The organism is Streptomyces sp. NPDC045026 (assembly GCF_056432625.1).
The window spans coordinates 419,495-437,837 of the sequence record NZ_JBWKIS010000004.1 but is presented as its reverse complement, the minus strand read 5'-3'; the positions used below and the strand labels follow the sequence as shown (position 1 = coordinate 437,837).

At 70.9% G+C, this 18,343-nt stretch carries 23 protein-coding genes and 1 riboswitch; of the genes, 12 read left to right on the top strand and 11 right to left on the bottom strand.

The features are described from left to right. Positions 1–189: 189 nt before the first annotated feature. Positions 190–1,350, top strand: a complete 1,161-nt coding sequence (locus tag AC07EJ_RS12525) for an 8-amino-7-oxononanoate synthase (protein ID WP_478884183.1) — start codon at positions 190–192, stop codon at positions 1,348–1,350. Here the strand turns inward: AC07EJ_RS12525 and AC07EJ_RS12520 are convergent. Beyond that, on the bottom strand, positions 1,334–1,570 hold the full coding sequence (locus tag AC07EJ_RS12520) for a DUF397 domain-containing protein (RefSeq protein ID WP_389476834.1): 237 nt from the start codon (positions 1,568–1,570) through the stop codon (positions 1,334–1,336). The two genes, AC07EJ_RS12525 and AC07EJ_RS12520, sit on opposite strands and share 17 nt — an antisense overlap. Before the next feature lie 9 nt (positions 1,571–1,579). Beyond that, positions 1,580–2,461 (bottom strand): helix-turn-helix domain-containing protein, encoded by an 882-nt coding sequence (locus AC07EJ_RS12515; protein ID WP_389476832.1) that lies wholly within the window; start codon positions 2,459–2,461, stop codon positions 1,580–1,582. 273 nt (positions 2,462–2,734) lie between these two features. On the opposite strand from AC07EJ_RS12515, the gene AC07EJ_RS12510 reads away from it, so the two are divergent. Continuing rightward, a complete protein-coding gene (locus AC07EJ_RS12510; RefSeq protein ID WP_389476830.1) occupies positions 2,735–3,169 on the top strand; it encodes an ATP-binding protein in 435 nt (144 codons plus the stop codon). A 21-nt stretch (positions 3,170–3,190) separates the two neighbouring features. Here AC07EJ_RS12510 and AC07EJ_RS12505 read toward each other — a convergent pair whose 3' ends face one another. The 5 genes from AC07EJ_RS12505 to AC07EJ_RS12485 form a co-directional block, all read right to left on the bottom strand. Beyond that, positions 3,191–3,784, bottom strand: a complete 594-nt coding sequence (locus AC07EJ_RS12505; RefSeq protein ID WP_478884182.1) for a DUF6328 family protein — start codon at positions 3,782–3,784, stop codon at positions 3,191–3,193. Between the two features lie 129 nt (positions 3,785–3,913). After that, entirely contained in the window at positions 3,914–4,387 is a 474-nt protein-coding gene (locus tag AC07EJ_RS12500; RefSeq protein ID WP_389476826.1) for a C40 family peptidase, read from the bottom strand. Between the two features lie 3 nt (positions 4,388–4,390). Then, positions 4,391–4,568, bottom strand: a riboswitch (cyclic di-AMP (ydaO/yuaA leader). 353 nt (positions 4,569–4,921) lie between these two features. Then, positions 4,922–5,230, bottom strand: coding sequence for a hypothetical protein (locus tag AC07EJ_RS12495; RefSeq protein ID WP_389476824.1), 309 nt, complete (start codon positions 5,228–5,230; stop codon positions 4,922–4,924). Between the two features lie 7 nt (positions 5,231–5,237). Then, positions 5,238–5,873, bottom strand: coding sequence for an ATP-dependent Clp protease proteolytic subunit (locus AC07EJ_RS12490; RefSeq protein ID WP_393584402.1), 636 nt, complete (start codon positions 5,871–5,873; stop codon positions 5,238–5,240). Positions 5,874–6,048: 175 nt separating this feature from the next. Beyond that, positions 6,049–6,408: a hypothetical protein gene (locus AC07EJ_RS12485; RefSeq protein WP_389476820.1), complete on the bottom strand. Its 360-nt coding sequence runs from the start codon at positions 6,406–6,408 to the stop codon at positions 6,049–6,051. Between the two features lie 230 nt (positions 6,409–6,638). Between AC07EJ_RS12485 and AC07EJ_RS12480 the strand changes: the two genes are divergently transcribed. Further along, positions 6,639–6,923 (top strand): type II toxin-antitoxin system Phd/YefM family antitoxin, encoded by a 285-nt coding sequence (locus tag AC07EJ_RS12480; RefSeq protein WP_389476818.1) that lies wholly within the window; start codon positions 6,639–6,641, stop codon positions 6,921–6,923. A gap of 331 nt (positions 6,924–7,254) precedes the next feature. Here the strand turns inward: AC07EJ_RS12480 and AC07EJ_RS12475 are convergent, their stop codons facing one another. Further along, positions 7,255–8,280: an ABC transporter permease gene (locus tag AC07EJ_RS12475; protein ID WP_389476816.1), complete on the bottom strand. Its 1,026-nt coding sequence runs from the start codon at positions 8,278–8,280 to the stop codon at positions 7,255–7,257. Positions 8,281–8,471: 191 nt separating this feature from the next. Between AC07EJ_RS12475 and AC07EJ_RS12470 the strand changes: the two genes are divergently transcribed. The 8 genes from AC07EJ_RS12470 to AC07EJ_RS12435 all read left to right on the top strand — a co-directional run bounded on the left by AC07EJ_RS12470 (position 8,472) and on the right by AC07EJ_RS12435 (position 15,634). Beyond that, entirely contained in the window at positions 8,472–9,107 is a 636-nt protein-coding gene (locus tag AC07EJ_RS12470) for a TetR/AcrR family transcriptional regulator (RefSeq protein ID WP_389476814.1), read from the top strand. 188 nt (positions 9,108–9,295) lie between these two features. Beyond that, on the top strand, positions 9,296–9,598 hold the full coding sequence (locus AC07EJ_RS12465; RefSeq protein WP_389476812.1) for an urease subunit gamma: 303 nt from the start codon (positions 9,296–9,298) through the stop codon (positions 9,596–9,598). A gap of 15 nt (positions 9,599–9,613) precedes the next feature. Beyond that, the gene (locus AC07EJ_RS12460) at positions 9,614–9,925 is read left to right on the top strand and encodes an urease subunit beta (RefSeq protein ID WP_389476810.1); all 312 of its coding nucleotides are present in this window, start codon (positions 9,614–9,616) and stop codon (positions 9,923–9,925) included. Beyond that, positions 9,918–11,639, top strand: a complete 1,722-nt coding sequence (locus tag AC07EJ_RS12455; protein WP_389476808.1) for an urease subunit alpha — start codon at positions 9,918–9,920, stop codon at positions 11,637–11,639. Before AC07EJ_RS12460 ends, AC07EJ_RS12455 begins: the two co-directional genes overlap by 8 nt. A 19-nt stretch (positions 11,640–11,658) precedes the next feature. Then, a complete protein-coding gene (locus tag AC07EJ_RS12450; RefSeq protein ID WP_389476806.1) occupies positions 11,659–12,333 on the top strand; it encodes an urease accessory protein UreF in 675 nt (224 codons plus the stop codon). A gap of 64 nt (positions 12,334–12,397) precedes the next feature. After that, on the top strand, positions 12,398–13,075 hold the full coding sequence (gene ureG / locus AC07EJ_RS12445) for an urease accessory protein UreG (RefSeq protein WP_389476804.1): 678 nt from the start codon (positions 12,398–12,400) through the stop codon (positions 13,073–13,075). Beyond that, positions 13,072–13,827 carry an urease accessory protein UreD gene (locus AC07EJ_RS12440; RefSeq protein WP_478884181.1) on the top strand — a complete coding sequence of 252 codons (756 nt, stop codon included), beginning with the start codon at positions 13,072–13,074 and terminating at the stop codon, positions 13,825–13,827. Before ureG ends, AC07EJ_RS12440 begins: the two co-directional genes overlap by 4 nt. Before the next feature lie 295 nt (positions 13,828–14,122). After that, complete coding sequence (locus tag AC07EJ_RS12435; protein ID WP_389476957.1) at positions 14,123–15,634, top strand: alpha/beta hydrolase; 1,512 nt, start codon at positions 14,123–14,125, stop codon at positions 15,632–15,634. A 65-nt stretch (positions 15,635–15,699) separates the two neighbouring features. Here AC07EJ_RS12435 and AC07EJ_RS12430 read toward each other — a convergent pair whose 3' ends face one another. Together AC07EJ_RS12430 and AC07EJ_RS12425 are read right to left on the bottom strand one after the other, a co-directional pair. Next, a complete protein-coding gene (locus AC07EJ_RS12430) occupies positions 15,700–16,737 on the bottom strand; it encodes an NAD-dependent epimerase/dehydratase family protein (RefSeq protein ID WP_389476800.1) in 1,038 nt (345 codons plus the stop codon). A 93-nt stretch (positions 16,738–16,830) separates the two neighbouring features. Next, entirely contained in the window at positions 16,831–17,553 is a 723-nt protein-coding gene (locus AC07EJ_RS12425; protein ID WP_389476798.1) for a lysophospholipid acyltransferase family protein, read from the bottom strand. A gap of 193 nt (positions 17,554–17,746) precedes the next feature. On the opposite strand from AC07EJ_RS12425, the gene AC07EJ_RS12420 reads away from it, so the two are divergent. After that, positions 17,747–18,136 (top strand): SSI family serine proteinase inhibitor, encoded by a 390-nt coding sequence (locus AC07EJ_RS12420; protein ID WP_389476796.1) that lies wholly within the window; start codon positions 17,747–17,749, stop codon positions 18,134–18,136. Positions 18,137–18,174: 38 nt separating this feature from the next. On the opposite strand, the gene AC07EJ_RS12415 is transcribed toward AC07EJ_RS12420, so the two are convergent. Continuing rightward, positions 18,175–18,333, bottom strand: a complete 159-nt coding sequence (locus AC07EJ_RS12415; protein ID WP_266566960.1) for a hypothetical protein — start codon at positions 18,331–18,333, stop codon at positions 18,175–18,177. Between the last annotated feature and the right edge of the window lie 10 nt (positions 18,334–18,343).

Sequence of the window (18,343 nt, the reverse complement as noted above, 5' to 3'; positions counted from 1 at the left end):
GCCTACGTCCCCTGCTCAGGCCAAGGAGGCTCCGGACAACTCTGCCGGTTCGACGTGTGGGTATTGCCACACACTGGGCGGCTGGATGTCCCGCTAGTGTCTGTGCACTGCCTACAAAGACGCAGGGGCACGGGACAGCACACCCCACTCGAGAACCGGTCGCGACACACGGCCGTCGGAGGGACTCACATGGCGGGATCGCCGTTCGGCTGGATCGACGAGCAGGAGCGCGTGCGCCGCGGCGCCGGACTCGTCCGCACGCTGCGCCCCCGCCCGTCATCGAACCCCCTCCTCGATCTCGCGAGCAACGACTACCTCGGCCTCACCCGCCACCCCGAGATCACCGGGGGAGCGGCGGACGCGGCGCTGCGCTGGGGCGGCGGCGCCACCGGCTCCCGGCTCGTCACGGGCACCACGGAGCTGCACACCGAACTCGAGCGCGAACTGGCCGAGTTCTGCGGCTTCGAGGCGGCGCTCGTCCTGTCGTCCGGCTACGCGGCCAACCTCGCCGCCGTGACCGCGCTCGCTCCGCACGGCTCCCTGATCGTCTCGGACGCGAGCAACCACGCCTCCCTGATCGACGGCTGCCGGCTCGCCCGCGGCGCCACGCAGGTCGTCCCGCACGCCGACCCGGGCGCCGTCCGTAAGGCCCTCGACACCCATCAGGGGCCGGCGGTCGTCGTCTCCGACTCCGTCTTCTCGGTGGACGGCGACGCGGCTCCACTGCCCGAACTCGCCGGAGTGGCAAGGGAGTTCGGGGCGGGTCTGATCGTCGACGACGCGCACGGGCTCGGGGTGCTCGGCGACGGCGGCAGGGGGGCGCCGCAGGCGGCGGGGCTCTCGGGCGCCGACGACACCGTCGTCACCGTCACGCTGTCCAAGTCGTTCGGCAGCCAGGGCGGCGCCGTCCTCGGTCCCGCCCGGGTGATCGACCATCTCGTCAACACCGCACGGACGTTCATCTTCGACACGGGCCTCGCGCCCGCCGCGGCCGGCGCCGCACTCGCGGCCCTGCGCCTGCTGCGCCGCGAGCCCGAGCGCGCCGACCGGGCGCGCGCCGTCGCCTCCTCGCTGCACGAACTCCTCACCGCCGAGGGGCTCCAGGCCGTACGGCCGGACGCCGCCGTCGTCTCCGTGCGTGCGCCGTCCCCCGAAGAGGCGGTGCGCTGGGCGGCCGAGTGCCGTGCGGCGGGCCTCGCCGTCGGCTGCTTCCGTCCCCCGTCCGTGCCGGACGGCATCTCGCGGCTGCGGCTGACCGCCCGCGCCGACCTGACCGACGATCAAATCGCCGAGGCCGTACGGGTGATCAGCCGCAACGCTCCCGACTCTGCTTTCACCGCAGGGAGTTGAGGAACCCCTCCCACGCGGAGGGCGAGAACAGCAGTGCGGCTCCGGCCGTGCGCTTGGAATCGCGCACGGCGAGCAGTCCGGCCGAAGGGCCGCGGCGCAGGGCGGCCGTCTCGACGCAGTTGTTCATTCCGGTGCTGCGGCTGCTTCGCCGCCATGGCGCGTCGTGCAGAGAGGTGCTGGGAACCGCGGCGGATGGTACGTACCGAGGCAGAGCTGACATGGTGCCTCCTTACGTGCGTTCACTGACCTCAGGGCGGTGTGCTCCGGCGATCCCGGCGATGAAATCCAGTGAGTCCCCGGGCGAAAGGGCGTGGATCCGAAGGGTGTCGAAGGCGTCCGTGTACGCCTTGAGGTCTTCTTTCCGCTCGAGGTAGAGGCTACTCGTCAAATGGTCGAGAACTACTACGTCGAGATCAGAAGTGTTCGGAAAGGAGAACACAACGAAAGGGCCGGTGAGTCCGACATGCTCTCCCGCGGCGAACGGCAAAACCTGTAGCCGCACATGGGGAAGCCTTGCCACGGCGGTGAGATGACGCAGCTGCTCCGCCATCACCTCGGGACCGCCCACCGGCCGCCGCAGCACCGCCTCGTCGAGCACCGCGCTGAGCCGCAGCGGCGACGCCGAACGCAGCACGTCCTGCCGGGCGATCCGCACCTCGACCAGGGCGTCGACCTGCCCGTCCGGCAGCCCGTCGAGCGCGGCCCTGGTCACCGCACGCGCGTAGTCGGGCGTCTGGAGGAGTCCCGGCACGACGGACGTCTCGACCGTCCTGACCCGGCACGCCTGCGACTCCAGGCTGATGAAGTCCCGGTAGGCGGGCGGCAGAAGACCCCGGTAGGCGTGCCACCAGTGCTGGCCGCCGTCGTCCCCCGACCCGGCCAGCGCGACCAGCAGATCCCGTATGCCGGGGTCCGAAACCTCGAACGCGTCGAGCAGGAGGCGTACGTCCGACGCCTTCACGCCGCTGCGCCCGGTCTCGATACGGCTCACCTTCGACTGGTGCCAGCCGACGAGCCGGGCCGTCTCACCACTGGTGAGCTGCGCGCGGGCACGCAGCGCGCGCAGCTCCGCGCCGAGCCTGCGGCGGCGCACCGCCGGACCGTGTTTCATTCCGTCTCCTCGGACCTGCGGCCCGGCTCCTTCCGGCCCGCCGGATCGTTGTTCTGAGCCGACGGTAGAGGAAGCAGGCGGCGTACGCCCAAATGCGGCCCACCGACGCAGAGTTCACCGCTTCGAGCGACAGATATATGCATATCTCGGGGGATCGGCTCCATGGGTCGAGCGGGAGTGGCACTCTGGCGCGAAGCACCAGTCCGGGGGGCGCCTCGAGTCATCCGCCATGTGTCGGATTCAGGCCCCGGCGAAAAAAGGGACGACGTCGCCATGGCAGATCACCAGGAAGCATCCGTCACTCTGCCGAGCGATCCCGCCTCGGTCTCCTCGGCCCGCACATATGTCGGTGACGTACTCGCCGAATGGGGCATGCCGCGCGACGCGGAAACAGCCGACACCGTCCGGCTCATCGTCTCCGAACTCGCCACGAACGCGGTGATGCACACCCGCGGGCAGTCACCGGTCTTCACCGTCGACGTGCATCTGGCGCGCGACGAACAACTGCGCATCGGTGTCACGGACAGCCACCCGCGCTACCCGAAGCGGCTGCCGGCCGCCGTCCAGCAGGACAACGGGCGCGGCATGGTGATCATCCGCTGTCTGACCGCGGAGTGCGGCGGAAGCCTGTCGGTCCGGCCCACCCCCGAAGGCGGCAAGACCGTATGGATCGCCCTGCCGTGGACGGTCCCCGTCCCGCAGGCGTGACGGGCAGCAGGCACGAGGCGGCTACGGGGACGGGGTGTCCGTCCCTTCCTGTGCCCGCGTGAGTGAGCGCCGCACCAGACGCGGCAGCACGCCCCACAGGCCCGCACAGACCGCGAACGTGCACGCCCCCGCCGCGATGCCCGCCGCGCGCCCCGCGGTGACGTCCACGACGAGCAGCACGGACCCGGCCAGGGCGAGCATCAGAACGCCCAGGCCGGCCGAGGCGAGCCGCGAGGACATCTGCACGATCTCCGGCTTGGCACCCCGCCGGAACAGCGCGCGGTGCAGCGCCGCGGGCGCCGTGAACAGCGCGGCGGCGAGCACCGCGAGCAGCAGGGTCGCGATGTAGGTCGCGCGCTGCACGCCGTCGAGCGACGGGAACCTCGGAGTGAACGCGAGCGTCAGCAGGAACGCGAAGAGGATCTGCACGCCCGTCTGGGTGACTCGCAGCTCCTGGAGCAGCTCGCCGAAGTTCCGGTCAGCACGCTCCAGCCGCGTCTCGTGCCGGTCCTGATGCCGGTCCTGATGCCGGTCCTGATGCCGGTCCTGAGCTCCGCCGGGCGGGCCCGTGGCGCGTCGGTCGTCCTCACCGCCTGCGGGTCGGTCCTCGTCCATACGACCACGAGTACCCCATCGCGCGGTTCCAAGGCGGACGGGGCGGGCGCGTGCCCCTCCGAAGCCTGACGGGTCCCCAGGCCCCCTGGGGACCCGTCAGGCGACGCGAAGGGTCTTCGCGGACACGACCTACCGCACGCGCCCGTACCAGACGCTCTTCGTCCAGATCCGCTCCAGTCGCACCACGGCACCGGTCTTCGGCGAGTGCCAGATCTTTCCCTTCCCGGCGTAGATGCCGACGTGGTAGATGCCGCGGCCCGCGTGGAAGAAGACCAGGTCACCGCGTTGGCGATGGGACGCGGAGACATGGCGGGTCTTGTTGTACTGCTGGGCGGCGGTGCGGGGCAGCTTCTTGCCCACACGCTTGAACGAGTAGCGCGTCAGGCCCGAACAGTCGAACCTGTGCGGTCCTGAGGCCCCCCATTGGTAGGGGCTTCCCTTCTTGGAGGCCGCGATCTGGAGGGCCTTCGTCGCCGGTGGCGCGGCTTCCGCTTGGGGCGCGGCTCCGGGGACCAGCAGGCTGCCACCCGTTACGGCGAGCGTGAGGGCCGAGGCGGTGCCGGCCCTGGTGAGCAGCGACGGGACACGATTGAGCGCAGTCATGCGCAACCCTTCGTCAGCCGCCTGTGAAGGATGACCTGTCGGATTCGGGCTGGCGAAGTTGCCCGGCCGCGAAGTGCGGCTTCACCCCAAGGGCCGGCCCGGAAAACAGCTCCGGCGGCCCGTCATGCTCGGGTCCTCCACTCCTGCCGATCCACTTCTGTCGACCTGGCATCCGTACGGCGGCAGGACTCGGCGTCCGCACGGACCGCCCCGCCGCGGCGGCGGGGGCTTGTCGTCGGAAGGGATCTTCACGCACGAACGGCGCGACCGCAGCGCGGAATCGGCCGTGTGTGAGTGTCCTCACGAATGATCTGTTCGGGTGGACAGCGCACCTTTCGCCCCCGGCGCGGGGGTCCCAACGACGCCCGCACCAGCAGCGGAAGGCGAAATTCCGCACTCCGCGTACACGTTCCGCGCAACTTTTCCGGTTCGCATGTGCGAGTACCGGCTACTCCGTATGTGGGTACCTCTTCTGGTCCGTTTCAGCCCGGCTCCGGACGGTTCGAGTCGATCGCTTCGGTCTCGGATGCGCCGTCAATTGACCGGCTCCGGTGGCAGAGTGACCCGTTGTGTCCTTCTTTCTCCGTCCAGGACCCGCAAAGCCTGAGCCAGCGTCGTCGTGTGGACCTCGCTCTCGCCCCGCTGATGCATGAGCGTCAGGGCGTCCCTGAGCGCCGTCGCCTTGCTGACGAGCGCTTGCGCGGCCCGTAGTCCGCCGTACGTGTGGTCGCTCCTGGCCGGGTTGATCCTGCCGAGCAGGTCGACGACCTCCAGGTAGCGGTCGAGGAGCTCGCACTCGGCGCGGGTCAGTGCGGGCAGTGGGGGCAGCTCGGGCGGCAGCATCGCCGGTTCACCGGGCGCCGGGGGCCGAACCGGACGTCTTGCGGTTCTCGATGACCCGGTCCACGAGCCCGTACTCCACGGCGTCCTGGGCCCGAAGGATCGTGTCCCGCTCGATGTCGGCGCCGATGCGCTCGCGGCTCCGCCCGGTGTGCCGCGCGAGCAGTTCCTCCAGCTGGGCCCGCATGCGCACCAGTTCACGGGCCTCGATCTCCAGGTCGGTCGGCTGGCCCTGTGCGGGTTCGGGCAAGCCGGGCTGATGGATCACCACGCGCGCGCCGGGCAGCATGGCCCGCTTCCCCGGCGTCCCGGCGGCCAGGAGTACGGCAGCGGCGGAGGCGGCCTGCCCGAGACACACGGTTTCGACCTCGCAGCTGACGAACTGGATCGTGTCGTAGATCGCCGTCATCGCGCTGAACGAGCCGCCGGGGGAGTTGATGTACAGCGCGATGTCCCGGTCCGGCGCGGCGTACTCGAGGTGCATGAACTGCGCCATCACGTCGTTCGCGGAGGTGTCGTCGATCGGCGTCCCCAGGAACACGATGCGCTCCTCCAGGAGCTTGGAGTACGGATCGAACGTGCGGTGCCCGGCCGAGGTGCGCTCGGTGAACTCGGGCAGGACGTAGCGGGCGGAAGGTCGGGTCATGACGCGTGCCTCCTTGAGCGCGACACTCGGTCGCTACTCGGTCGCTGCTTCTGTAAAAAATGTACAGGACGTACGGAGAGTGGAAAAGGTCGGAGGCGTGCGAGGCGCGAGAAAGGGGGCCGGCCCGCGCTCGATGCGCGTGGCCGGCCCCCTGCTCCGTACTCCTGTGTCGTGGCTACCGGTCGCCGTCGTCCGTCCGGGACAGGCGCAGCGCGAGATGTTGCAGGAGGTCCGCGGACTTGATGTCGGACCGGCCCGAGTCATGCACCTCGGCGAGCTCGGAGAAGAGGAACGCGAACGCGCCCACCAGGGAGATCGTCACCGGCATCAGCGCCGCGATGGTCGCTTCCGCCGCCTCCTCCACGCTCGATTCCGCCGGGATCTCGATGGAGGGGAACACCTCTGTCACCAGACGCCCGAGCTGGGCGTCCTCGGTGTCGATGTCGGGCTCGGCATCCTTGCTGAGCCTGCGCACCATTTCCTGGGTCTCGGTCAGGACGCCGATTGCGCGCAAGATGATCTCGCTCTGTTCCATGCGCGGAGCCTAGGCGGATGGGCCCCGCCGCGGGCGCTGTTCCGGGCGGGGCACCGTCGGATCCGCGCAAGCAGCCATGCAGCACGAACAGTTGACACGTCGACGCTACGCGCGGCCACTGACAACGGTGGCGCCCTCGAACCGTCCCGCTGAGCCCGAGGTCCCACCTGCGGGTTGCCCGGCGGTCACACACCGTGTCCGTGCCGCGGGCCCGGTCTAAGCTGGACGACATGGCCTACGAGATTCCGGTGACGCAAGCCCGCGCTGAGCTCGCCGATCTGATCAACCGCGTCGTCTACGGGGGCGAGCGCGTCGTCGTGACCCGGCACGGTAAGCCGCTCGTCGCGCTGGTCTCCGCCGCCGATCTCGAGCGCCTCGAGGCCCTGGGCGAGCCGAAGGACGAGCAGGTCATCAATTCCGTCTCCAGCGTCGGCTCGACCTCGACCTCGGCCACCGGCCACGACCGCCACCGCTTCGGCATCGCCGCGGAGCACCGGGGGCCTGAGGTCAGGTAGGTAGGCCGGACAGGCCGGATGAGCCAGGTAGGTCGAGCGGGTTCGGTGTGAGTCGGCGGGTCCGGTAAGTCTGCCGGTTCGGTAAGTCTGCGGGGCAGGTAAGACGGCAGGTCCGGCAAGTGGGCAGGTCCGGTAAGTCGGCAGGTCGGGCGGCTCTGTCGGGTCGGGTGGGTCCGGCCGTCCTCAAGGAGGGACTGGATCAAGCGACTTGGATGCCCGGCCCTGGCAGGGGGAAGGCTGTGCGCCCCCGTCCGCTACAGCGGGAGAGGGAAGGCCGTGCGCCCCCGTCCGCTACAGCGGGGGCGCACGGCTGTCATGAGGGCCGTCGGCGTCAGCCGACCGCCACCGCCACCGCCTCCCGGGCCGCGGGCTCCCCGGCCCCTTCGCCGGCGCCCCGCTTCCTGCGCAGTCCGCCGAGCAGTACGCAGACGAGCCCGAGCCCTGCCCAGGCCGCCAGCGTGATCGCGGGCGTCATGGCCCGCGCCCCGTCGAAGTAGGACACCGAGCGCAACAGCGTGCCACCCGCGCCCGGCGGCAGGAACTGCCCGATGCGGCCGACCGGTTCGGGCAGCAGCTGCGGCGCCGACGACACCCCGGAGAACGGGTTTCCGAGCAGTACCATCAGGAGCGCGCCCACCCCTATCCCCGCCGGGCCGATCAACGCGGCGAGCCCGGCCACGGTGCCGCCCACGGCCAGCGCCGAGAGGCCCAACACCCCTGCTTCGTCCCACCAGTTGCCCGTAAGCACCCCGAGCCAGGTGTGCGTGAGCGCCGCTGCCACGACGCCGACGAGCGCCGCCGCCACGACGAGCGCACCCGCCGCGCGCCACCCGCGCAGGCCGAACAGCGTCACTGCCGAACCGCCGGCCACACCCGCGATCGCCAGCGGCAGCACGCTCGAACTCAGCACCGCCCCACGCGGATCCCCGGCCGGCGCGGCAACCACGTCGACCGTCGGCACCTGCGTGCCCTTGGGGGCCCCGGCGCTCACCGCCTGCTGGAGCAGCTGCGCCACGACGGGGCTCGCCGCCGTCGCGGTGAGGAGCTTCGGGCCCTGGGCCGTCGCAACCACCGCTCCGTAGACGGCCCGGTCCTCGATCGCCGCACGCGCCGCCGCTTCGTCGGCGTACCGGTGAATCTCGAACGCGCCTTTGTGGGAACGCAGTTGCTGCTCGACGGGTGCTGCCGCGGCCGCCGGTCCCGCGACGCCGAGCGGCAGGTCGCGGGGGGCGGTTCTGGCGCCGGGCCAGGCGAACGCCCACAGAGCGAGGGCGACGAGCACGGGGACGAGCAGAGCGACCGCGGCCATCCTGCGCGCCGGAGACGGCGGGGCCGGGGTGGCGGACGGGCTGGACATGACTTCCTCCGGGAGGAGCGGGAGCTTCAAGGGGGCGAGAGCTTTGAGGGGCGGGGGCCGCCGTGAACATCTCGTTACAGGGAAGGGCGGGAAGGATCGCTATAGAGAAGGATCGTTCGTTTTGCCGATCGCCCACTGTCCCGGTGCGGCGTTTTCTTTTCAAGAAGGAATGTTCGTTTTACGTTGTGACCATGGCCCGTGTATCCCAGGAACACCTGGACGCCCGTCGTCGGCAGATCCTCGACGGAGCGACCCTCTGCTTTGCGCTCAACGGCTTCCACGCCACGTCCATGCAGGACGTGCTGAAGTCGGTCAACCTCTCCGCGGGGGCGGTGTACCGCTACTTCAGTGGCAAGGAGGAGCTGATCGGGGCCATCGTCAACGAGGCGCTCGACGACATACGGGGTGTCTTCGAGTCGGCCGGCGCCGAGAGCCCGCCTCCGCCGCCGGACGTCCTGGTGGGGAGGGTCCTGGGCGAGATCCTCGGGATGCGGCCGGGGCTCACGCACGAGGGTGTGTCCGTCTTCCCGCGGCTGATGGTCCAGGCGTGGACGGAGACCCTGCGCAACGACGAGCTCTCCCGGGTGATGCGCGAGGGCTACGACGGAGTGCGCGCGGCCTGGGTGAAGATCGTCGAGGGGTATCAGGCCGCGGGGATGATGCGGGCCGACATCCCCGCCGACGACGTCGCCCGGATCATGATCGCCACGGCGCAGGGATTCGCCGCGCAGCAGGCCCTGTTCGGCGAAGTCCAGGTCCCGGTCAAAACTTTGCAGAACGGCCTGCGGGCCCTGATGAGTATGGGTGAAACCACCTGGCAGTCATGAGCGGGTCAAGGGGTGGTTAACCTCATTGAAACTCCCCCCAATTAGCCTGCGCTGCACGTCACCAGCGGTTTGTGTAACCGGGATGCGCAAGATCGTGTGCATTTCTTGTATGTTACATCTATATCCGCCGCGGTGGCCGCGGCAACCGGACCCCGCACGGTCCGGAGTGAAGGACTGTGAGGTGAGCTGTGCAACTGACCCCGCACGAGCAGGAAAGACTGCTCATTCATGTGGCCGCCGACGTGGCCGAGAAGCGTCGGGCCCGGGGTCTGAAACTGAATCATCCCGAGGCGATCGCTCTCGTCACGTCGCACATCCTCGAAGGTGCCCGTGACGGCCGGACCGTAGCCGAACTCATGTCGTCCGGTCGCAAGGTGCTCACGCGCGACGACGTGATGGACGGCATCCCCGAGATGATTCACGACGTCCAGGTCGAGGCGACCTTTCCCGACGGCACCAAGCTCGTCACCGTCCACGACCCGATCGTCTGACGGGGGAGCAGTTTCATGATTCCCGGAGAGATCCTGTTCGCGGACGAGCCCGTCGTGTTCAACGAGGGCCGCGAGGTCACCCGCCTGACCGTGCTCAACGCCGCCGACCGGCCCGTCCAGGTCGGCTCCCACTATCACTTCGCCGAGGCCAATCCCGGTCTGGAGTTCGACCGTGCCGCAGCGCACGGTCTGCGACTCAACGTCGCCGCAGGGACCGCCGTGCGCTTCGAGCCCGGAATCCCTGTCGACATCGAACTCGTGCCTCTGGCCGGCCGGCGCATCGTGCCCGGCCTGCGGGGCCAGACCGGAGGTGCCCTCGATGGCTGAACTCTCCCGCGCCGCCTACGCCGACCTGTTCGGCCCCACCACCGGCGACCGCATCCGCCTCGCGGACACCGACCTGCTGATCGAGATCGAGGAGGACCGCTCCGGCGGCCCCGGACTCTCCGGTGACGAGTCCGTGTTCGGCGGCGGCAAAGTGATCCGCGAGTCCATGGGGCAGTCACGCGCCACGCGCGCAGACGGCGCCCCCGACACCGTCATCACCGGCGCCGTGATCGTCGACCACTGGGGCATCGTCAAGGCCGACATCGGCATACGCGACGGCCGGATCACCGCGATCGGCAAGTCCGGCAACCCGGACACCATGGACGGCGTCCACCCCGACCTCGTCATCGGCCCCGAGACCGAGATCCTCTCGGGCAACGGCAAGATCGTCACCGCCGGCGCCATCGACACCCACATCCACTTCATCTCGCCGACCATCGTCGACGAGGCGCTCGCCTCCGGTGTCACCACGCTGATCGGCGGCGGCACCGGCCCGGCGGAGGGCTCCAAGGCGACCACGATCACCCCTGGTTCGTGGCACCTTGCCCGCATGTTCGAGGCGATGGAGTCGAGCCCGGTCAACATCGGCTTCCTCGGCAAGGGCAACACCACGTCCGCCGAGTCCATGTACGCCCAACTGCGCGCGGGCGCCGTCAGCTTCAAGATCCACGAGGACTGGGGCGCGACCCCCGCCGTCATCGACGCCTGCCTGAACGTCTGTGAGGACACCGGCGCGCAGCTCGCCGTCCACACGGACACCCTGAACGAGGCGGGCTTCGTCGACGCCACCTTCGACGCCGTGGCAGGGCGCACCCTGCACGCCTTCCACGTCGAGGGCGCGGGCGGCGGACACGCACCCGACATGATCACGGCCGTCTCGCTGCCCAACATGCTGCCGAGCTCGACCAACCCGACGCGTCCGCACACCGTCAACACCGTCGAGGAACACCTCGACATGCTGATGGTCTGCCACCACCTCAACCCGGCCGTCCCCGAGGACCTCGCCTTCGCCGAGTCCCGGATCCGGCCCACCACCATCGCGGCCGAGGACATCCTCCACGACATCGGCGCCATCTCGATCATGTCCTCGGACTCCCAGGCGATGGGCCGCATCGGTGAGGTCGTCCTGCGGACCTGGCAGACCGCGCACGTCATGAAGCGCCGCCGCGGCCAACTGCCCGGCGACACCCGCGCCGACAACCTGCGCGCCCGTCGCTATGTCGCCAAATACACGATCAACGCGGCCGTCGCGCAGGGCATCGACCACGAGATCGGCTCCGTCGAGACCGGCAAGCTCGCCGACCTGGTGCTCTGGGACCCCCAGTTCTTCGGCGTCAAGCCGCTGCTCGTCATCAAGGGCGGCCAGATCGCGTACGCGCAGATGGGCGACGCCAACGCGTCCATCCCCACACCGCAGCCGGTGCTGCCCCGCCCCATGTTCGGAGCCCACGGCAGGGCCCCCGCCTCGAACTCCTTCTTCTACGTGACGCAGACCGCCCTCGACGACGGCCTGCCCGAACGCCTCGGTCTGGACAGGAAGTTCGTGCCGATCCGCTCGACGCGCGGACGCACGAAGGCGGACATGCGGCAGAACGACGCGCTGCCGCGGGTCGAGGTCGCCCCCGACAGCTTCGCCGTCACCATCGACGGCGAACTCGTCGAGCCCGCGCCCGCCGCCGAACTGCCGCTAGCCCAGCGGTACTTCCTGTTCTGACGGGCCGAGAAGAAGAGTCATGACACGAGCCGCACTACTCGTCCTGGCCGACGGCCGCTTCCCCGCCGGTGGGCATGCCCACTCCGGCGGGGCGGAGGCCGCCGTCAAGGCGGGACGCATCACGGGCGCGGCGAGCCTGGAGGACTTCTGCCGGGGCCGTCTGCACACCACGGGACTGGTGTCGGCGTCCCTGGCGGCCGCCGCCGCGCTCGGCCTCGACCCGGTCACCCTGGACGGGGCCGCCGACGCCCGTACCCCGTCGCCCGCCCTGCGCATTGCCGCGCGCAGGCTCGGCCGACAGCTCATGCGCGCCGCACGCGCGGCCTGGCCGCATCCCGAACTCGACGCGCTCGCCCGGCGGTTCCCCAAGGGGGCGCACCAGCCGGTGGTCCTCGGCCTCGCCGCGCGGGCCGCGGGCCTCGGACCCGCCGACGCCGCCTACTGCTCCGTCTACGAGAGCGTCAGCGGGCCCGCCACCGCGACGGTCCGGCTGCTCAGCCTTGATCCGTTCGACGCGACGGCGGGGCTGGCGCGGCTCGCGGACGACATCGACCGCGTCGCGACGGCGGCCGCCGAGGCGGCGGCACGAGCCGTCACCGAAGGGGTGGATGCACTGCCCGCGGCGTCCGCGCCGCTGCTGGAGGTGGGGGCCGAGGCCCACGCTGCCTGGGCCGTGCGCCTGTTCGCGTCGTAGCACGCGACGCGACGGACGTACCCCCAGCGCCCCGCCCTCCCCACTGAACGATTGGAGTAACACCATGCACCTCGACCACTCACACGACGGCCCCGCCGCTGTCAGCGCCGACGCCCGCCGCCCCGACGGCACCCGCCGTGCCCTGCGCATAGGCCTCGGTGGCCCGGTCGGCTCGGGCAAGACCGCCACCGTCGCCGCGCTCTGCCGCGCGCTGCGCGACGAGCTGTCCCTCGCCGTCGTGACGAACGACATCTACACGCGTGAGGACGCCGAGTTCCTGCTCCGTGAGGCCGTGCTGCCGCCCGAGCGGATCACCGCCGTGGAGACCGGCGCCTGCCCGCACACCGCCATCCGCGACGACATCTCCGCCAACCTGGAGGCCGTGGAGGACCTGGAGGACGAGGTCGGGCCGCTCGACCTGATCCTCGTCGAGTCCGGCGGCGACAACCTCACGGCCACGTTCTCGCGCGGCCTCGTCGACGCGCAGGTCTTCGTCATCGACGTCGCCGGCGGCGACGACATCCCGCGCAAGGGCGGCCCGGGCGTCACCACCGCCGACCTGCTCGTCATCAACAAGACGGACCTCGCCCCGTACGTCGGCTCCGACCTCGCCCGGATGTCCGCCGACGCGAAGGCGCAGCGCGCCGAACTCCCCGTCGTCCTGCAGTCCCTGCGCTCCGCCGACGGTGTGGGCGAGGTCGCCGGCTGGGTGCGCGGACAGCTCGCCGCGTGGACGGCATGACGGCAGGCGTACGCTCCACGGCCCGCATCACGGCGAGCGACGACGGCCGCGGCGGCACCTGCCTGCCCGTCCTCGACGGAGAGGGCTCGCTGGCCCTGCGCCGCATCCGCTCGACCGGTCCCGACGCGCGCGTCATGCTCGTCGGCGCCATGAGCGGACCGCTCGGCGGCGACCACATGAGCGTCGAAGCGCACGCGACGGCCGGTGCCCGCCTGCGCATCGGGTCCGTCGCCGCGACGATCGCCCTGCCCGGGCAGGCCAAGGGTGAGGCGCGCTACGACGTCCGGCTCACGGTCGACGACGGGGCCGAACTGCACTGGCTGCCCGAGCAGTTGATCTCCGCGAGCGAAAGCGACCTGAGGGTCACCACGCGGGCCGAGCTCGCCCCGGACGCCCGGCTCGTGCTGCGCGAGGAGCAGGTGCTGGGCCGCACCGCCGAGGACCCCGGCCGGCTCACCAGCCGCCTCACCGTCCACCGTGGGGGCCGCCCCCTGCTCGACCAGGAGCTGTCCTGCGGCCCCGGCGCACCCGGCGGCTGGGACGGCCCCGCCGCCCTCTCGGGACACCGCGCGCTCGGGCAACTCGTCGTCGTAAGGCCCGAGTTCGAGAAGGACAAGCCGCCTCCCGCGCTGCTCGGCGAGAACGCGGCGCTGATGCCGCTCGCCGGGCCCGCCGTCCTGGTCACGGCCCTCGCGTCCGATGCGCTGCGGCTGCGCGGAACGCTCGACGACGCCCTGCGTCGCCTGGCCTGAGCGACGGCCCAGAGGGCCCGGCCGGTCCGAACCAAGCGACCGTACGGGCCCATTCCGCTCACCGGGACGAGTTATACCGTTTATCGGATTGGTAAAGAACGTCAACAGTCTCTGTTGTCAGGGACGGTGCAGGCGCAAGGATCCCCGTACTGATCGAGAACCCGATCGAAGTAACGATCGAATCGATGTACGGAGGCCTCAGTTGAGACGGACTCGACTTACCAGTCGAAGCAGCCGGAAGGCGGTGATCGGCTCCGCCGGAACCCTCGTGGCGGCGACCCTGATAGCCGGAGCCATGGCGGCGCCGGTCGCCAGCGCGGACTCCCGGAACGGCCAGGACCGTGAGGCCCGCGGTGCGGCCGTCGCGGCGGCCCGTGCCGCCAAGGCCGGCATCGACTGGAGGGACTGCCCCGCCGACTGGGGCATCGCCAAGCCCATCCAGTGCGGCTGGGTGACGGTGCCGCTCGACTATGCGAAGCCGTACGGCAAGCAGATCAAGCTGGCCGTCGACCGCATAGGCTCCACCGGCACCAAGGACGAGCGCCAGGGCGCCCTCGTCTACAACCCGGGCGGCCCCGGCGGCTCCGGCATGCGCTTCCCGACGCGCGTGACCACCAAGAACCCGCTCTGGACGAAGACTTCGAAGGCGTACGACTTCGTCGGCTTCGACCCGCGCGGCGTCGGCCACTCCGCGCCGATCTCCTGCATCGACCCGCAGGAGTACGTGAAGGCCCCCAAGGCCGACCCGGTCCCCGACTCCGAGGCCGACAAGCTCGCCCAGCGCAAGCTCGCCAAGGAGTACGCGGACGGTTGCGCCGAGCGCAGCGGCGACATGCTGCCGCAGATGACCACGCCGAACACCGCGCGCGACCTCGACGTCATCCGCGCCGCCCTCGGTGAGAAGAAGCTCAACTACCTGGGCGTCTCCTACGGCACGTACCTGGGCGCCGTCTACGGCACGCTCTTCCCGGGCCACGTGCGCCGCATGGTCGTCGACAGCGTCGTCGACCCGTCGCGCGACAACATCTGGTACGAGGCCAACCTCGGCCAGGACGTCGCCTTCCAGGGCCGCTGGAACGACTGGACCTCGTGGGTGGCCAAGAACGACGCCTCCTTCCACCTCGGTGACACGCAGGCCAAGGTCGAGGCCCAGTGGGTCAAGCTGCGCGCCGCCGCGAAGAAGAACCCCATCGGCGGCGTCGTCGGCCCCGCCGAGCTGATCGCCTTCTTCCAGAGCGCCCCGTACTACGACTCGTCGTGGGTACCGGTCGCGCAGGTGTGGAGCAAGTACGTCGCCGGCGACACCCAGGCGCTCGTCGACGCCGCGGCCCCCGACATGTCGGACACCGCGGGCAACGCCGCGTCGGAGAACGGCAACGCGGTCTACACCGCCGTCGAGTGCGCCGACGCCAAGTGGCCCACCAGCTGGCAGAAGTGGGACCGCGACAACACGCGTCTGCACAAGGACTACCCGTTCATGACGTGGGCGAACGCGTGGATGAACCTGCCGTGTGCCACCTGGCCCACCAAGCAGCAGACCCCCGTGAACGTGAAGACCGGCAAGGGCCTGCCCGCCGTCCTGATCGTCCAGTCCACCCGTGACGCGGCCACTCCCTACAAGGGCGCCGTCGAACTGCACCAGCGCTTCAAGGGCTCGCGCCTGATCACCGAGAAGGACGCGGGCTCCCACGGTGTCACCGGCCTGACCAACCCGTGCATCAACGACCGGGTCGACACCTACCTGCTCACCGGCAAGACGGACACCAAGGACGTGACCTGCGCCCCGCACGCCACGCCCACGCCGTAACCACCGTCTGACGGCAGCACCTTGACGGCCCGGCCCCCGCTCGGGGCCGGGCCGTCACCGTGCGGTCAGCCGCGCCGGGCCAGCCACGCGTCCTCGGCCGCGTAGTCGAAGAGCCCCGTCGTGTAGCTCCGCACCATCGCCGGGAACGCCTCCTCCCAGCCGCGCCCCGCGCTCAGCCGCTCGGTCAGCCAGCCCACCGTCTCGGGCAGTGACGCGCTGTACGTCGTCACGGCGCGGTAGCCCAACTCCCGCTCCGCGGCGGCCATGTCGTACACGACGGGGTGCGCGATGGACCACGGGGTGCCACCCACGCTCGGCTCCGGAGGCGCACCGTCCACCAGGACCGTCTCCGTCCCGACCTCCATCACGGCGTCGATCTGCGCCCCGATCTCCGCGATCGTCGGCGCCTCGGGGTCCCCGGCGTTCAGGACCCGCGAGCCGGGCCGCGCCGCGGCGAGCCGCACCAGCTCGGCGAGGTTGTGCACGCTGACCGGATGGAACCGGCTGCGCCCGCCGTACGCCAGCACACGCGTACGGCGGCCGTCCAGGTTCCGCTTCACGAAGTACAGTTCGCGCGGTGTGCGGCAGTGCGGCCCGTGCACGGCGCCCGCGCGCAGGAGCGTCGCCGGCAGCTGGTCGCCCAGCGCCAGCAGTTCCCGCTCCAGCCCGACCTTCCGCGTGCTGTACGTCGCGTCGCCGGGCGCGACCGTCAGCTGGGTCTCCGGAATCGGCACCGGGTACTCGGGCGCCCCGTCCGGTTCGCCCTGCGTGTCGAAACCCCGGCCCTTGTCGTCCTCGTAGACCGACCCGCTGGAGATCACCACCGCGGAACCGATCCGGTCGGAGAAGGAGGCCAGCTGTCGCGCGTGGGCCGGGCCGTACGCCACCGTGTCCACGACCGCGTCCACGCCGTCCCCGAGCACCGCGCCGAGCGCCGCGTCGTCCTCCCGGTCGGCGAGGGACTCCCGCACGTCACCCGGCCAGCTCGCGTCCCGCCCGCCGCCCCGGGAGACCGCCGTCACGGCCCAGCCGTCCTCCGCGAGCGCCCGCACCGCCGCGCGCCCGATCTGCCCCGTCGCCCCGATCACCACCGCTGTCCTCATGGCCGGACCGTAGCCCGGCGCGGGGCGTCACCTCCAGGGCGTTACGCGGTGCGCAGAAAACCCCGGAGGCCGCTCTCAGCCCGGCCGCCGCTCTCAGCTCAAAGGCATCCGCGGGAACTTCCGTGCCTTCTCCTTGGCCTCTTCGGCCTCGGCCTTCACGTCGGCCGCGTACTTGTCGACGTACTCCTGGCCGGAGAGGCCGAGGATCGCGTAGATGATCTCGTCGGTGACCGCGCGGAGGATCGCCTTCTCGCCGTCCATGCCCGCGTAGCGCGAGAAGTCCAGGGGCTCGCCGAAGCGGATCGTCACGCGGTGGAGGTTCGGGATGACCTGGCCGGGGGGTTGCGCCTCGAAGGTGCCGATCATCGCGCAGGGGATCACCGGGACCTGCCCCTTGAGCGCCATCGCGGCCACGCCGACCTTGCCCTTGTACAGCCGCCCGTCGTGCGAACGCGTGCCCTCCGGGTAGATCCCGAGCAGCTCGCCCTTGCTCAGCACGCCGAGGCCCTCGCGGATCGCGGCCTGACCCGCCGACTTGCCGGAGCGGTCCACCGGAATCTGACCGGCGCTGCGGAAGAACGCGGCGGTCAGCCGGCCCTTGATGCCGGGCCCCGTAAAATACTCCGCCTTCGCCAGGAACGTGATGCGCCGCTTCAGGATGGCCGGCATGAGGAAGTGGTCCGAGAACGACAGGTGATTGCCCGCGACGATCGCCGCGCCCGACTCCGGCACGTGTTCGAGCCCCTCGATCCGGGGCCGGAACACCAGCCGCAGCAGTGGGCCCAGAATCACGTACTTGAGCAGTCGGTAGAACATGCTGGGCCGCCTTCCCCGTGGATCGAGATGCGTGCGCACAGTAACCAATCGTCGGCCCGTGCGCGAGAGCCCGTTCGGACCCTGCCGGACCACCGACCGGGGGACCGCACGGCGCGTCCGCTTGGCGGCCACCCGGTGCACGGAGTGCCCTGGCCGCCTCGCTTCTCCCCGTAACCGCACCGGAGGACCCGTGATGCGTCCGCTCGTCATCGCCGCCGCAGCCCTCACCGCTCTCGCCGCGGCCGGCCCCGCCCACGCCACCGCCACCGACCCGCCCGCGCCCCAGGGGCTCTTCCTCACCGTCTCCGGGGACCAGGGCTCGTGGATGCGCGGCGAGCTGCTGCGCTGCGAGCCGGCGGCGTCAGGGCACCACCCGTACGCGTCGAAGGCCTGCGCCGCACTCGACGGAGCGCGGGGGAACCTGGACGCCCTGCCCCCGGATCGGGAGATGTGCACCCAGGTCTACGCCCCGGTGACCGTCACCGCCAGCGGCACGTACCGGGGCAAGAAGATCACCTGGCAGAAGACGTTCGCCAACGCCTGCACGATGAACGCGTCGACCGGGTCCGTCTTCCGCTTCTGACGCGCGGGACCCGCTCTCGTGCGGCACCGGGCCCTGCGTCAGGTGCTGCGCGACGCGGCCATCGCGAGGGTGAGCAGACCGAGCACGACCCAGCCGAACCACAGCCAGCCGTTGCTCCCGAGCGCGACCGTGTAGGCCGTCACCGCGACGAGGGCGCCGACGGTGAGCACCCCCATCGTCTTCATCGATCCGGGCATGGCCCGCCTC